The organism is Hominibacterium faecale (assembly GCF_020734085.1).
GTDB classification, from domain to species: domain Bacteria; phylum Bacillota; class Clostridia; order Peptostreptococcales; family Anaerovoracaceae; genus Hominibacterium; species Hominibacterium faecale.
This window is the reverse complement of record NZ_JAJAGH010000008.1, coordinates 228,648-243,939: the sequence shown is the minus strand read 5'-3', so window position 1 is coordinate 243,939 and position 15,292 is coordinate 228,648. Positions and strand designations below refer to the sequence as shown.

Sequence of the window (15,292 nt, the reverse complement as noted above, 5' to 3'; positions counted from 1 at the left end):
TTCTCGGTATCATTTTCGGGCTTTTTCTGCCCTGTAAGCCCCGTTTGGAAGTCGGGGAGTATTGCGGTAAGGGTTCATATCATACCTGTATTTTTGTAGGGTTTCGGTATCATTTCGGGGCGGTCTTTAACGCTCCTGTTCACGCTTTTTCTGCTGGCTCGGTGCGCCCCTTAAAATCTGGTCGATATTGCGTCTGACTGTCTGAAGCTCCTGCGCCCGCTGGCGTTTCTCCCGGTAGTCGTTATATCCGGCGTTCTTCTGGACGGTAAGCTGCTCAATCTCCCTTTGCAGGGCTTTGCTGGCTGGCAGCTTGGTTATTCCATGCTCCCGGAAATAACGGGCGGCTGTGTCCGCTATGATAAAATCGCTTTCGTGCTGTTCCCGGTAGGCTCTCCGGGCTTTCTCCGATTTCTGCGCTTTCAGACCGTCACGGGCGGGCTTCGTGCCGATATAGCCCAAAAGGTTGCGCTGCAATTCCTTTTTCTCCCGGATAGCGGCTTCCAGCCCTTTCAGTCCGGCAAGGCTCTCCTGCGTGGCGGTGTTGGCTGCGGAAATGGCAGCGTCCAGCTCGTCCGGGGAAGAAAAGCCATACTGCTGGTAGAGCATGAGGGTAGCCGACATCTGTTTGAGGTTGTGCATGGTCGCCCACTTCTCATAGCCCCGTCCTTTCCCCTCGGCTCGCTTGGCGGCTATGTCTACCATGCGCTGTACAGCGTCATTGTTCGGGGCGTTTTTCGCTTCTTTTTTCGTCCGTAAGCGGTCTTTGATACTGCCGGGGTATTCCGCTATGGCTGCGGGTTTTTCGGCGGCTCTGGCGGCGTTCTGCTCCAAAACGGAGAGGACAGCAGCCCGGTCAAAATCGTCCCCCAGCTTCCGGGCGGTAATTGGCTTCGTCCTGTCCGGCGTGAGGTAACTTAGCCGCCCCCGGCTCTCCTTGACGGTCACACCATGCCGGAGAAGCAGGGCGGCAAACTCATCAAAGCCGGAAGCAGCGGCAAGGGCTTCCCGGATAGTCCGGCGCAGCTTCGCCTTATCCGTTTCAAACTTGGTCTGCCGGGGCGCGATACCGTCCGCAGCAATAGGGGCGTTGGCTCTGTCAAGGGCAGCCTGTCCTTTCTTCTGCGCCCAATACTCACGCTCGGTAATGCGTTCTTTGCTGCCGTTCAAAAGGTCTATCTGGTAAAGCCCCTCGCTGTGGCACATCTCCATGACTTCGGCTTTCAGATAGTTCATAGCTGCGTCCGTACAGCGGTGCTTGCAGCCTGCTTTCCTGTCCGCTGGCCTGTCCATGTGGGGCAGCATGGGAACCTCCGCAATCCGCAGACTGTTAATGACGATATGCACATGGATATTTTCGGTGTGGCTGTGTCCGTCCGGGTGGGTGCAGACAAGGGCCTGGTGTCCGGGGAAATGCTCGGCGCAGAACTTCTCGCCCAGCTCCTGCGCCCGATCAACGGTCAAGCCGTTGTCCGGGCCGTCCCGTGGGTCAAAGCTGATGATGTAGTGGTGGCTCTTTACGTCCTCCCGTTTCTGGTTCTTGCCGTAGCGGAGATTGGAGCGCATACAGGCAACGGCAAAATCCTCCCCGCCACAATTCAGAGAGGATATGCGGTAGTCTACCCTCGGTATGAGCCGCCCGTCTGCGTCAAGGGTGGGCTTCATGGTAAACTCGTCATGCTCGAATGTGAGGTATTTTTCAGCGTCCCCGTAGTTGGCATTTTTAGAGCTGATATGTTTGAGTATCGCCAACGGCTTCACCTACTTTCTGCAAGACTTCAAACTTCAAGGCGGCAAGGTCGGCGGCGGCTCCCCGCACTTCCTTTTCCAGCCCCCGGTAGGGGCTTCCGTATTCGTTCAGGCTCCGGGCAATCTGGTTTAAGTTGCCGCCGATTTTCCCGTACTCTGCCGTGAGCTTGGAGAGGGCGGCAAGCAGCCCGTCATTGACCGGGGAAACGGTGACAATGGGGCGTATGGTCGCTTTCCGTATGGCTTGCCGGATAAACTCGGACTGGCTGATTTCATAAGCCGCCAGCCGCCCGGTGAAGTCGGCGTATTCTTCATCGGTCATGCGGGTCTTTACCACATGACGGCGGTGGGGCGTATTGTATTTCTTTCGCATGGTCTGTGACCTCCTTTCTCGCCCGACAGGGCGCATAGCAGGGTTTGGGGAAGGCACTCCCCAACAAGATTCCCGCAGGGGCAAAAATAAGCGGAGAGCGAATTTTGGCACCTCGGTAGAATCTTGCTCTGAAAAACTCCGGCGTTCCCCGGCTCCCGTCCTTTCCGCTAACAAAACGTTTCAAAAGGGCTTTGCTACCCGCTATTCCGGCTTATCTTGAAAATTTTCCTTTCACTACCTACAACACCACGCAAAGCAAAATGGACGGAGATTTTTAGAATTTCCCCTCTATTCCCTACAACACCACGCAAGCCGGAATAGGCGGACAATGGCAGTATTTTTTTCTTTGATACCCTCTACGGATAAGTAAGGGATTTTGCCAACTGCGGCGGCTATTTTCCCTTTTGTTTTTTCATACTGGGGATTTTCAAAAATGCCAAACAGGAACGAAAAAAAGCAGCAAATCTGTTGAATAGATTTACTGCTTTCTGGTTGCCGGCGAAGCGGCGGTTATTCAGTTGTAGGCGGTAGGGCTATCTCCCAAAGCGGAACTTGAAAATAGCTGTGAGAAGCGTCTGGGTGATGTAGTCCTCTGTATCTTGGTCTACCCGTCCATTCACACGGGCGGCACATTGTATGCGGCGGCGGTAATACTGCAATACAGTTCCCACCGCTTCCGGCTCCCCGCTGGCGGCTTGGACGATTGTTTCATAGGGGAGAAGCCTATTATTTCTCATATGCCATTCCCTCCATTTCCGCTTGGAGCTGCCGTAGGGCTTTTCGGATATGGTAGCCCGCTGTGCTGCGGCTGCGCCCGTACTGTCTGCCAATTTCGTGCTGTGGAATACGCTTGAAAAAGGACAGGTAAATCATTTCCCGCTCCCGTTCGTCCAGCCGTGACAGGGCTTCCGCAAGTAAACCGCTGCTGAAAATGACCGTATCGCCGCAAAGGGTAAGTATGTATTCCTCGTCCGGCTCCGGGGCTTGGAAATATTCATCTGTCGTGCCTAAAGGGTAGTGCTTTTCGTCTGTGAGGTATTCAAGGGATATTTCTCTTTTGTGCTTCCTGCTCCGTGTCCTCGCTGCGTTGATCGTTGCATTTCGGATAACGACTTTGCAAAAGGCATGGAAAGTGTACTCGATATGTTCCCGATATTCTTCTGTACAGGTCATGGAAAATCCCCCTTTCCTCCCAAAAGGGCTGTGGCTGGTTAGTAGTTGCTTTTTATGATAGTAAGGGGCGGCAGCACTTTAGGCTGTCGCTCCTTGACTGCCTAACTGCAAAACCGGGCGGGGCTGTCAACGGCGGGCGAAGCCCGTTCATCTTGACCGTTGACTGGCTCGGCCGGGTTTGCTATTTATCCGGCAAACTTGAATTTATTTTAAGCTATCACGTTTTACCTTTTTAAGCCTTACTATCATTACCATAGGAATTTCTTTATTGTTTTTGAAACATTCTTCATAAAATCCATCAATGACAAATCCAGCTCTGAAACAAAGGTTAAAAATATCTTGTATGGAACGATGATAATAAATCTGCTCCTCCGGCTGCCCTTCGATCGCTATATCATAGTAACTGTGCGGTGTCATATATTTTTCAGTCAATGTGATAAAACAAGGGTGCTGCGTTGCAAAGACAAAAATCCCGTTTTCCTCCAATAGTTCATAAACAGCCATAAAAAGCGGTTCAATATCCGTAATATCCATAATTGCCATATTAGAAACTGCTTTCGTAAAGGCTCGATTTCTTTTTAATCCTAATAAGCTTTCTCTATTGGTCGCATCCGCTACGCAAAACTCAATTTGTTTTGCATATTGTGATCGCCGTCTTTTAGCCAATTCTATCATTTTTTTGCTGTAATCAAAAGCGACGACCGAAGCGCCTCTCTGTGCAAGATACGAAGAATAATTTCCATTGCCGCACGCAATATCCAAAATGTAATCCGAAGGATCAGGAGAGAGAAGTTCCGTTACTTTGGGACGTACTACCTCTCTGTGAAATTCATTGGATTCGTCACCCATTGCATCATCCCAAAATTGTGCGTTTTTCTCCCAGATCTTTTTGCTTTCCTCTGTTCCCATGTTCTCTCCCACTCCCAAAATTTGCCTTTTTGCTTCCATTAAATCTTCCTTACTATATTCCATTGTTACCCTCCATAACTTCTGATTGTTGCCGTCTTGACTATTATGTATCTTTTCTTTCCAAAATGGTATAGGCTTTTATTTTTATAATGCTGCAAAACTTTTCTTCTGTAAGGTATTCAAAGGATATTTCCCTTTGCCGCCGCTATTGGAAAGCCAAAAGCAGCGGCTTTTTTACGCGATATGACCGAAAAGACTAGAAAGCAGGATATGTCATCATTTGTCATTTCTTCTCAATGTAATAACTGCATGGCATATCAAGCCAAATACAAGAGAAAAACAGCCACCGCCAAATAGTGATGCTCCCCACCCTGCACCCGACATTGTCATAAAACCGCCAACAAAGAAAATACCAATGCCAAGAAATATCCCGACACCATAAAAAAGTCCAATTGCCATATCATACTTATTAAATTGTCGTTTCTCTTTTTTTCACATGTTTCCATTTTTGTTATTACCTCCTTCGCAAAATCGTCCATGTGGACTCCAAAAAGAAAACAAATTTTTTTCAACGTATTTAAATCGGGTTCATTAACATCTCTCTCCCAATTCGATAGCGCCTGCCGGGTAACATTCAATTTCCCAGCCAGTTCTTCCTGTGTCATTCCCGATTGTGTTCGCAGATGACGTATTTGCTTTCCTGTTGTAATATCCGTCTGTTTCTGGTTCAAAATGGTTCCTCCTCTCTGATGCTGATTTTATCAATGATATTTCGCAATAGCCAGCAATGAACGTTTGCATTGCGCAAGATGTTACATTATCTTCTGAAACATATGCCGGATCTTGTCTAAACGGCTGTTCGGGCGGCGTGGCTGAAACACAGGCTCGCCGGAAGTTTCCTGATACCCTTTTAATTCTGTAATGCAGACACTTCTTCCATTTGTATAAAAATTCAAATCATTTCTATATTCACCAATACAACGGGCAGGGATTTCCCCCTTAAAAATAACTTCATCTTTTTCAAGTCTGGTTGATTCAATGATTGCGCAATACTTTGGTGCGTCATTATAAGCCCGTGAAAGATATTCCTGCGGTGCAAAAAGGGTAAAGGAAAGGTATGGTTCCAACAGTTGTGTTCCTGCTTTTTTCAATGCCTGCTCCAACACGACAGGCGCAAGAAAACGAAAATCAGCGGGGGTGCTGACCGGGCTGTAATAAACTCCATAATCAAAACAAATTTGGCAGTCTGTCACTCCCCAGCCATATAAGCCCTGCTCCATTCCATAACGCACACCCTCCATGACGGCATTTTGAAAACTTTGGTTTAAATAGCCGAGAGATACCTCGCTTTTATATTGTGTTCCGCTTCCAACAGGAAGCGGTGTTACAGTCAAACCAATAGATGCCCAAAACGGATTCGGCGGCACTTCAATATGAATCGTGTAGCTCGCTTTTTTTTGCGGTCTTTCCAGATAAATAACCGAAGGCTCTTTCATAGCCACGCCCACATGATATTTTTCTTCTAATAGCGAACAAATAACTTCTAACTGTACTTTTCCCAAAAAAGATAATATAATCTCATGTGTAACAGTATCAATGTCAAAATGCAAAAGAGGGTCTGTATCAGCAATCTCTGTGAGGGCATTTAACAGGGCTTCCCTTTGCTCCGGCTTTTGCGGCTCTACCGTTGTCCGAAGTAATGGCATGGGATTATCAATCCGTGTTTTGTGAGGCAGGAGTTTTTCATTTCCCAGAATGTCGTTCAGTTTCAAAGTATCATCAGCTAAAATAACAATTTCTCCCGGACAGGCATGGTCAACCGGGACGATTTCACCATTTGACGGAATACACATTTCTGTAATCTTTATTTTTTCCTTTTTTGACAGCAGCAGGGTATCCCGTAAATGGAGCGTCCCATGATACAGGCGTAAATAAGAAAGCCGTTTTTTCCGCTCTGTATACTCAACCTTAAAAACATATCCACATAATTCAGACTGAATATCGTCTGTTTCTGTAATGAAAGTTTCTGTAATCGCTTCAATCAGTTTTTCTGTTCCTAAATTGTCTTTTGCACTCCCATGATAAACAGGAAACAAAGAGCAGCATCTGGTTCTTTTGCACTTTTCATATTGTAATTCCTGTATATCCAAAGAATCCTCTGCAACATATCGTTCTAATAGTTCATCGCTTCCGGAAATAATCATATCCCATTTGTCCAAATCAGAAATATCGGTCATGGTTATCTTTGGCGACAGGGAAACCTCCTGCATGACAATCATATCACTGGTAAGTTTATCTTTAATGCTTTGGTAAACACGCCGCAGGTCGATCCCATTTTGGTCTATCTTATTTATAAAGATAATTGTCGGAATGTCCATTTTCTGAAGCGCATGGAATAATATACGGGTTTGTGCCTGTACGCCGTCTTTTGCCGAAATGACTAAAACAGCTCCGTCAAGGACAGATAAAGAGCGGTATGCTTCGGTTAAAAAATCCATATGACCGGGAGTGTCCACGATATTGATTTTATAATCATTCCAGCAAAAAGAAGTAACCGCTGTCTGAATGGTAATTCCGCGCTGCCGTTCCAAAATCATAGTGTCTGTTCTTGTAGTTCCTTTATCCACGTTTCCTTGTTCCGCAATCGCTCCACTGGTGTACAGCAGGCTTTCCGTCAATGTTGTTTTTCCTGCGTCTACATGGGCGAGAATTCCAATATTGATTATTTTCATGTGATTGTCCTCCTTTTACAGCCCCAAAAGGGCATAAAAATCCCCAGCAGTAAAATACTTTTACCACTGGGGATTATAATTTGCTGACATACACATATACAGCATACACCTGTTTGTGATTGCTGTTTTTCGGATATGTCAAAATTGATAAGGCAAAAGTATTCTTAAATTGGGTACAAAAAACCAAGCCCCCACAAAAGGGACTATCATAATCCTTTGTTCCCACTATTTGATTATAGTTTTATTTAAGAATACCTTGCCGCATATTTTTTACTCCTTTTTTGGAATGATGCTATTATATCACATTAGTTTTAGGAAAGCAAGTACCTAAAAGAAATTTTTCTTCCCCTTATATGTAACAATCATACCGACTTTCTGGCGTTCAGAATGGTTTCTGCTGTCTGCTGTGGTGTTTGGTTGGAATTGTCCAGCCAAAAGCCGATCCGTGGTGTTGTCTGCATAAATGTATCGTATAAGGTTTCAACCGTAAAGCCGGAATAGCCTGTTTTCTCCCTGTATCGTTCCCTTCCTTTTATTGTTTCCACATCTGGACAAAGAACGACAACCTCAACAGGGTATTACAAAAAATATGTACATGTAACTAATTCAACACATTTATAATTTGAATAGGGACATTATAGCATTTACTAAATACAAATTCAATGTATACGGAAATAAAGATATAAGGAGTGGGAAGGATTCCGCCGTAGTCGGCATTGTAGGAAAATCCAAAAGTTTAGATTTTCCCACAATGCTTATCTTTTGGTCTTTGGTTCGGAATAGTGTAGTGCTGGCGGTCTATCTCTTGTTTTCGGTTGCTTGCTTCCTTACCGTACATGAGCATTGGCCCCGGGATTGTCATTTCCATAACCTTCCAGAAGGTTGATGACGCCCCATGCGCCGAGGCCGGCGCCCAGAGCAATAACCAGGATTTTCAGAGTATCAATTGCACTTGCAAAAAAAGCCATATAGTTCCTCCTTTAATTTAAGAAATCATGTTTTTGTGTTGTGACCGTATCAGGCCGGAAACGAAAAAACGCCCCTGTGCTTCAGGAAAATTTACATAAAGCACAGGGGCGGCATAGTCCAGGGCGTACCTGGAAAGTATTCAGTTGTCAGGGGAGGGGCGCGAATCCTCAATAAAACCTCCTTCCGGTGAAAAGAAAAAGCCCGTCAAAGACAGAAACTTTAACAGGCAGCTACATCATCCTACAGCCGGAGCCTCCAAATCCTCCGCTGTGACCTCATAATTGCGGTACAGTTCGCTAGGACGCATCGGCAGTTTTGTGGATAAAAATTTCTCAATGTCAAAAGCGTTCTTAGGGGCATAATCCGACAGATATTTATAGTTCGGGTGTCTGGTAATATCATACTTGCGGGAGAGGAAAGGACGCACGCCCCTGATCTGCAGGAGACATTTCCCGCCGTCCATGACGGCCAGCTCGTCCACCGACATCAAGTCCTTTCCCAGCTTCTGGAAGTTCTGGCCGTGGGATTCCTGGTTGCCTTTGGTGACACTGGTGTTATACATGTCGATGGTCTCCTTCCCGAGCAGGGAATTCCAGCTTTTCAACGTGGTTTCTTCCTTGCCTCCCAGGAAAAGGGAGGCGTCACAGTTGCCGATGATGGTGTCCATGTTATCCTTATAAAGCGCCTTTAACTGGCTCTGCGCCTGCAGGACCAGACAGGCCGAAATCTCCCTGGAACGGATCGTTGCCATCAGCTTTTCCAGGTTTGGAATCTGCCCGATATTGGCGGCCTCGTCGATCAGGCACCGCACATGTACCGGCAGCCTGCCGCCATACTTGTCGTCGGCACGCTCACACAGCAAGTTAAATAACTGGGTATAAGCCATACTGACAAGGAAATTGAAAGTCGCGTCCGTATCGCTGATAATAAAGAACAGCGCCGTTTTCCTATCCCCGACCAGGTCAAGCTCCAGCTCGTCGTACATAGTGATCTCCCGGACTTCCTTAATGTCGAAGGGGGCAAGTCTGGCACCGCAGGAAATAAGGATAGATTTTGCTGTCTTGCCAGCGGCCAGCTTGTATTTTTTATACTGGCGAAGGGCAAAGTGATCCGGGTCTTTCTGCTCCAGTGCGTCAAAGAGAAGGTCAACAGCATTTTTGAAACTTTCGTCATCCTCCCGGACCTCCATAGCGTTTATCATTTCTACCAGAGTGGAAAAATTCTGCTCGTTTGTGGGGGCCTCATAATAGATATAGCCGATCAACGCCGTGTAAAGCAAGGTTTCGGCCTTGACCCAGAAATCGTCACCTGATTTTCCTTCTCCTTTGGTATTTGCGATCAGCACCGTTACCAGTTTCAGAATATCTTTCTCATTGTGAATGTAGGCAAAAGGGTTGTAGTGCATACTTTTTGAGAAATTGATCGTATTGAACACCTTGATTTTATAAGGCTCATACACGGTTTTCCCATCCTTCCCCTTGACCGGTTTTCCGTCCTTATCCAGTTTCGGTGTGCCACGGCTTAATAGTTTTCCTACCTCAATCAAGACCGTACCTTTCGGATCAGTGACAACATACGATGAATGCATCTGCATAAGATTGGGCTTGATAAAAAATCTCGTCTTACCAGAGCCGGAACCGCCGACTACCAGCACATTTTTATTGCGGGCATGGGCCGGATTCTTCGGCCTGCCGGACATCATAAGCCCCTCGGTCTGCGTCAGGATAATGTTGTTTTCCGGTTTCGGGTCCATAAAAGGGGCAATGTCTGTTTTGTTGCCCCAACGAGCCGATCCGTATTCCACATTTTTGCGGTATTTTTTTGCGTCCTTTCCTCTGAGATAGACAGCCAGCCGCACAATCACCGTACCGCATAATCCCACCAGCCAGTCCAGCGCCGCACCCGGCCACATACTCTGAAACGCCAGAGTAAATCCTTCGGAAAGCCCAAGCAGCTTTTGTGAGGCATCCGCTCCGGGGGCAAGACGCACCACCTCGCCCAGCTTCGCAAATACCAGAAGGAACAAAAGATAGGGCAGGTGAAGGATCACCTGCTTTTTCAGGGTATCAGTATCTATCTTCATCGTTCCGGCCCTCCATGCTCCTTGTTTTTCACCCGGTCACGACCAAGCGCCTGCGCCAGCTCCTTGAACTTATGAAGCTGAGAAAGAAGCGACGGCCTGGTGCTGCGGGTAAGGTCTTTCCTGGTATATTCCTTAAAAGCTGCCGTCAGAGCGTCCGCCTGGTTCGCTTTGAAATAGACCGTCCACTTCGGGGGATCGGTCCCCAGCTCTTTTTCAATATGGTAGCGGACCTGGTGTTTCCTGGCGTACCGCTCAAAAGAGCGGATTCTGCCGGACACTTCGATGGTATTGGCCCCTGGGTCTTTATAGGTCAGCCGTTTCATGCTGTTCCTGCCGACTTTCGGGGTGGTGCGTTCCTGCTCCATTTTCCTGAGAACAGCGGCAATCGCAGAACGCAGCACCCGCCCGGACAGCTTTGCTGCCTGGATGGAGACCGATACGGTCCGCTGTTCCAAATCTTCCTGCATGTGCATCCTCCTTCCTGATAAAATCTGTAATTAAAAATAGGAAATAACTGTTTAACGGGCGTCCCCGATCACCTGCTGGCGCGGGGCGTGCTCAAAGGCTTTTGCCGCCTGGTCCACCTGAATTTTCGCATGTTTCAGAAGCGTCTTGATGATGGTCGCCGGCTGGTTCTGTTCCTCCAGGTGATCCACCATATCCTTACAGCCCTTCGGGAGATATTCAGCCATATCTTTACAGACATCGGCCAGGTCGCCCATGAAGCCCCAGCAGCTATCCGTAAGCTCGCCATTTTTGTAAAGCTCAAAGCCGTAGCACTCGCCCCGCAGGTAGGAATCATAGGCGGCCACTTCGCTGCGCATCAGATCCTCCGCTTTCTTCTTTATGGCGCCGGTCATTTTTTCACCGCCAAATTCCTTCAGCGCATCCTCTTTGGAAACATAAATCCAGCCCACCTGCCCGCTGTCCCAGGGATCATGGAAACTTGTGGTCTGCATGGCAAGCCCGCTGTGATCCATGACATAAAGGGGCAGCGTAATGTATTTTTCGGAGATTACCTTCAGCATGGCGTCATCAACTGCCCGTTCCTCCGTCTTTGGCCCGTGCCGGAACCGGCTGCTCACAATGTTCACCATATGTTCATAGCGTTTCAGGCCCACTTCATCATGCCCCACGGTATCTAAATACATCTCCCGCAGAAAATCGTCTTTATCCATGTAATTGTGACTGTCACCCAGAGCGTAGCGGGGGTGGAAGCAGACCATTGTTCCAAAGTGTTCATCTACCTCACGGGGAGAGATTAAAATATCGTCCGGCTGCACCATCAGCGCATAGGGGCCTTCAACTGCCATCAGCATAGGCTATCAGCTCCTTTCCGGTCCTCTGGCCTTTTTATCCGGTGCTTTCGGCTCTGCCTGTGCTGCCTGTTTTCTTGCATTGTCAAGCTGTTCCCGCACCGAAACATCCCGCCTGGCCTCCGGCGCTCCTGCCCCGAAGAAGCCCGGTAGCTCCTTTAAGCCGATACTGTCCACGTAATAGGCCGTATCAGTGCCCTTTTCATGCAGGAGCACCACATCGGAAACGGAAAGGGAGTGGCCCTTGAAATCTTCTGGGTGGTCGATATTGAACCGTCTGTAAATGTCCTCCAGTGTTTCGCCCGGTTCCTGCTGCCTTGCATGGACCATCTGGTAATTATCCCGATCCACGGAAAGCCCTTTGCGTTCCAGCCAGTCCAGGGACATAAAACGGAGGTTGTCTGCATTGTCTGATAAGTCAAGCTGGTAAATGGAATAAGCACTGATCCCATACTCTTTTTCATAGGAAGAAATGCGCTCCAGAAGCGGCGCCGTTTCTCCCTCCATGTGTTCCTCCTGCTCAAATGCCGCCAGCCTCATGCGGATTTTTCCGGTATCTCCTGAAAGCAGCTCGTCCGCCATGCGTTCCTTTTCCGCATGGGAATCCGGGTACAGGTCTGCATAGGCCCCGCTGTTCTGCCTGAAAAATTCATCCAGGTCAAAGGCCAAATCCGTGGTGTCGTCAAGCCTTATATCGTCCCCATCCGGTTCTTCCATGACAGGGGCCGGCTGCTGCTTTTCCTCCGGCGGGAGGGGCTGCTTCACCGCAACGATTTCACCCGCCAGCCGATAAAATTTTTCCGGATATTTGAACTGTTCCTTATACTGCTCCATAAAGTAATCGGGAAGGTCGGTAAAACTTTCCTCACCGAGACCGGCCATGAAAAAGGTACCCGCCATAATCTCGATCATTTTGCCGTCCTCATTATAAATTGCCCTGTTCAGGGCCAGCCCGTTTATTTTCCCTTCATCATTGCAGACAATCGCGACAGGTTCCGCATAAGGGTAGTAGCCCTCTATGCCTCCCCCGACTGCCTTCTGCATGGATTCAAGGCTCCCGTCAAGCTCGGCCTCATAAGGCGCTTTCCCAGGCTCTATCATCAACACTTTCAAATCTGCATGTCCTCCTTCTTTTTATTTGCCGCACCGGGAGCAACAGGTGTTTTCTCCTGCGTTTTGGCAGCAGACAGCTTTCCCAGCACGGAAGGTTTCTCCGGCTTTTCAGGCATAGAAATACCACCCTCCGAAACTTCGGCGGCGGCGCGGTCTGTTTTTACCGGTTCCTGGCCTTCCACTGTATATCCGGGGAGAAGTGCACCATTGACCGTAAAACAGTTTTCATGCTCTTTAGGGATGGGCGGTGAAATCTCCGCAAACAGATGGGAATAGGCTTTCTTGCGCCCATCCAGATATTTTACGGCAGAGGCTTTATCCGTATAGCGTTTCTTGTCCTGTCCTGCGAGATGGATACTGTAGCCGTCCTTCGGTGAATTCAAATACAAATCCCAGGTCACATACCAGACAACCGGAACACTCTGTTTTGTCTCCGAATCATATTTGGTATCTTCCCTGATCCGGCAGGTCATCTTATAAACCCGGTTGCTGATTTCCTCCCAGTCATTGTTATTTGGATTGGGCTGCCACCTGTTCGCCGTGTGCTTTACTTCCGGGGTTCGCAGATATTCCAATGCCCGGTTAATCATCTGCGTGGCGGCTGCCTGCTTTTCCCATTGCTTTGCCGCAGCAACCACAATCTCATAGGCTTTCTGTTCACCGTCAATGCTGCCTTGGCGCATGGATTCCAGATTTTCGGCTCCCATTGTTATCATGGAAGAAATATCTACATCTTCACAAGAAATACTGTGCTCGACTTTCAGCTCATATCCCGGTTCTAAGCGGTCGCCATACCGGTAAGCGCGGTAATCTTTATTTTCTTCCAAAATCTTTCACACCTCCTTAAATCTCCGGCGCATGGCTCTTTTTGGGAACCGCCTGTGCCGGGGTAGTTTTTTCTGCCGGTTTCGCCGCTGCAAGCTGCGCCATGACCGAAGGCCGATCCGCTGTAAATATGGAAATCTGCTCATTCTCCGCCAACGGCTGCACCGGAATGGGCAGCGTCACATCCGAATGGGTAAGTATCTGCTCCCGTTTCAGGTCTGCCACGATCTCGTCAAATACCGCATTGATGGCCCTGCGTTCCTCACCTTCAGGATAGGCTTTCAAAACCTCCATTTTTCCGTCTTTATCAGTCGCAAAGGTGACAGCACAGTCCGCATGGCCTGCCAAATAATCTGATTGATAGGGCAGCTTATCCTTGATGTAACAGGCAAAGGCCCTGGCGGTCATTTCCGTGTTGCTGTCCCAATAGCCGCCGTCCTTTTCACATTCCTTACCCATGCGCACGGAATTCCGGTAAAAATCAGTTTCCACCCGCCCGATCTGCGGAGCCTCCTGCGCCTGCATCCCGGACAGCATGTGCTCGAATATTTCCAGTCGTTCCCGCTCACTTTTGGGGATCACCCGCCCGGTGACAGACTTCTTAAAAGCGCTGATCTGTTCCACGGAGCCGGCCTCGCCGGACAAAAACGCCTCCCTGAGAACCGCGTAGGTTTCCATTTGTGCCTCATTGCCATACCGTTTCAGAGAACCGAGCACCGCAGAATCCAGCCAGCTTGCCGCATTTTTCCGGGTGCGCTCTGTCTGCGCTTCGGTACGGGCTGCCGCCTGCTCTGGGGTCTCCGGCTTATATTTCATGGTATCAATCAACTTTTGGAACGGCGCATAGAGGCGGGGCTGTTCCGAGAGCATCCCTTTTGCGCCCATTTTCGTACCCAGGTAATCGTCAAACCCGTGCCACCATTCATGGGCTAAAGAGCCGGCCCCGTGCATCTTCGTAAGGTTGATAACCTTGCGAAGCGGTTCATAATGGGCCGCCGCGTTGCCGCTGCCCCTGGCGCCGAAAGCGATAGCAAGCGTTCCCTGGTAGGCAATGTCTTTGTCGCTGACCTGCAGGGCAGACGCCAAATCTTTGAGCGCTTCAAAACCCATGTCGAGGGAAGCCTGCCGGTCATTCTGGTTCATCCAGTTCCCAAACTCACCGCCGCGGAACCCGAAGGTATCAAGGTAGTGCTGCCCGGTAATCTCTGCACCGTTTCTGTAATCCGGCCCGGTTCGCCGCACAGCGATAAGCTGTGGAGGCACAAACCGCGTCTTTCCGCTTTTGCTGCGGCCTTTTGCCAGCTCCTGCACCCATTTCAGGGCAGCCTCCCGCGTTTCAAAATTTGTCTGTAAGATGGAATAACCCTTCGTCACATAGTAGGTATCAGGTTTCCAGTCATTATTTTTGGCATAGGTATTCTTCCCGTCGTTGAAATGGATCGCATAACCCTTCGGCACCTTCTGGTCTTTGGAAACGCCAAACTGTTCCTTCTGTGCTTTCTGTGTAAAGTTCCGCTCAAAATATCCCGCTGAGCGGATCATCAGGGTATTGGACAGCTTGTTTGTAATGGCTGGGTTCTCCTGACCCTTCTCCGTTGCCCGGTAATGGGTGCCGCTGCCCCAGCCCTGCACCTGTTCCAGATACCCGTTTTCCACAAAGAAACGGTCATAGACCTTCATTGCCTCCTCCACGGTGCGGACCTCCGAGACCGTGCTTTGCAGCTCCCGTACCGTCCTGATATATTCTTTCTGCCTTGCAAGGCGTTTCTCCGGCGTATCATCCCTGCGGTAATACTGCGGGGAGGCATTCAGCCCGTCCCGCGCCTTTTTGATAAAATAGACCACGCCAAGGGGAATCCCGTCATCAAGCATGGCCGTATAATCCGGTTTCTTCCAGATATTATCCTTTTTTACGAATTTCTCGGCCTCACGCTCATTCATGGCGTCCAGGTCGTTCACATAAAGCCCCCGGTCCTTCCACAAGTCTTTTTTGGCGCCGCCGATCTTTTCCCCGAAATCTTCATGCTGTATGTTATCTGCCAATCCTTATCAC

14 protein-coding genes are annotated in these 15,292 nt (G+C 48.9%); all 14 read right to left on the bottom strand.

Annotation, left to right across the window (positions count from 1 at the left end; all coding sequences use genetic code 11):
* Positions 1-126: 126 nt before the first annotated feature.
* Entirely contained in the window at positions 127-1,758 is a 1,632-nt protein-coding gene (locus tag LG211_RS12455; protein WP_008754314.1) for a relaxase/mobilization nuclease domain-containing protein, read from the bottom strand.
* Positions 1,721-2,119, bottom strand: a complete 399-nt coding sequence (locus LG211_RS12450; protein ID WP_002602094.1) for a plasmid mobilization protein — start codon at positions 2,117-2,119, stop codon at positions 1,721-1,723. The genes LG211_RS12455 and LG211_RS12450 overlap by 38 nt, the downstream gene beginning before the upstream one ends.
* A gap of 533 nt (positions 2,120-2,652) precedes the next feature.
* A complete protein-coding gene (locus LG211_RS12445) occupies positions 2,653-2,856 on the bottom strand; it encodes a helix-turn-helix domain-containing protein (protein WP_002602095.1) in 204 nt (67 codons plus the stop codon).
* On the bottom strand, positions 2,846-3,292 hold the full coding sequence (locus LG211_RS12440) for an RNA polymerase sigma factor (RefSeq protein WP_002602096.1): 447 nt from the start codon (positions 3,290-3,292) through the stop codon (positions 2,846-2,848). Before LG211_RS12440 ends, LG211_RS12445 begins: the two co-directional genes overlap by 11 nt.
* 204 nt (positions 3,293-3,496) lie before the next feature.
* Positions 3,497-4,264 carry a class I SAM-dependent methyltransferase gene (locus LG211_RS12435; protein WP_002602097.1) on the bottom strand — a complete coding sequence of 256 codons (768 nt, stop codon included), beginning with the start codon at positions 4,262-4,264 and terminating at the stop codon, positions 3,497-3,499.
* Between the two features lie 323 nt (positions 4,265-4,587).
* Complete coding sequence (locus LG211_RS12430; protein WP_002602098.1) at positions 4,588-4,932, bottom strand: helix-turn-helix domain-containing protein; 345 nt, start codon at positions 4,930-4,932, stop codon at positions 4,588-4,590.
* 81 nt (positions 4,933-5,013) lie between these two features.
* Positions 5,014-6,933, bottom strand: a complete 1,920-nt coding sequence (tet(32), locus tag LG211_RS12425; protein ID WP_002602099.1) for a tetracycline resistance ribosomal protection protein Tet(32) — start codon at positions 6,931-6,933, stop codon at positions 5,014-5,016.
* Positions 6,934-7,760: 827 nt separating this feature from the next.
* Complete coding sequence (locus tag LG211_RS12420) at positions 7,761-7,901, bottom strand: Maff2 family mobile element protein (protein WP_117761191.1); 141 nt, start codon at positions 7,899-7,901, stop codon at positions 7,761-7,763.
* 236 nt (positions 7,902-8,137) lie between these two features.
* Complete coding sequence (locus LG211_RS12415) at positions 8,138-9,985, bottom strand: VirD4-like conjugal transfer protein, CD1115 family (RefSeq protein ID WP_269477644.1); 1,848 nt, start codon at positions 9,983-9,985, stop codon at positions 8,138-8,140.
* Positions 9,982-10,452 (bottom strand): PcfB family protein, encoded by a 471-nt coding sequence (locus LG211_RS12410; RefSeq protein ID WP_120486493.1) that lies wholly within the window; start codon positions 10,450-10,452, stop codon positions 9,982-9,984. Before LG211_RS12410 ends, LG211_RS12415 begins: the two co-directional genes overlap by 4 nt.
* A gap of 51 nt (positions 10,453-10,503) precedes the next feature.
* Entirely contained in the window at positions 10,504-11,304 is an 801-nt protein-coding gene (locus tag LG211_RS12405) for a hypothetical protein (protein WP_269477643.1), read from the bottom strand.
* Positions 11,305-11,310: 6 nt separating this feature from the next.
* The gene (locus LG211_RS20160; protein WP_269477713.1) at positions 11,311-12,408 is read right to left on the bottom strand and encodes a DUF3846 domain-containing protein; all 1,098 of its coding nucleotides are present in this window, start codon (positions 12,406-12,408) and stop codon (positions 11,311-11,313) included.
* Positions 12,409-12,410: 2 nt separating this feature from the next.
* The gene (locus LG211_RS12395; protein WP_269477642.1) at positions 12,411-13,241 is read right to left on the bottom strand and encodes a hypothetical protein; all 831 of its coding nucleotides are present in this window, start codon (positions 13,239-13,241) and stop codon (positions 12,411-12,413) included.
* A 16-nt stretch (positions 13,242-13,257) separates the two neighbouring features.
* The gene (locus LG211_RS12390) at positions 13,258-15,282 is read right to left on the bottom strand and encodes an LPD1 domain-containing protein (RefSeq protein WP_269477641.1); all 2,025 of its coding nucleotides are present in this window, start codon (positions 15,280-15,282) and stop codon (positions 13,258-13,260) included.
* Positions 15,283-15,292: the final 10 nt, after the last annotated feature.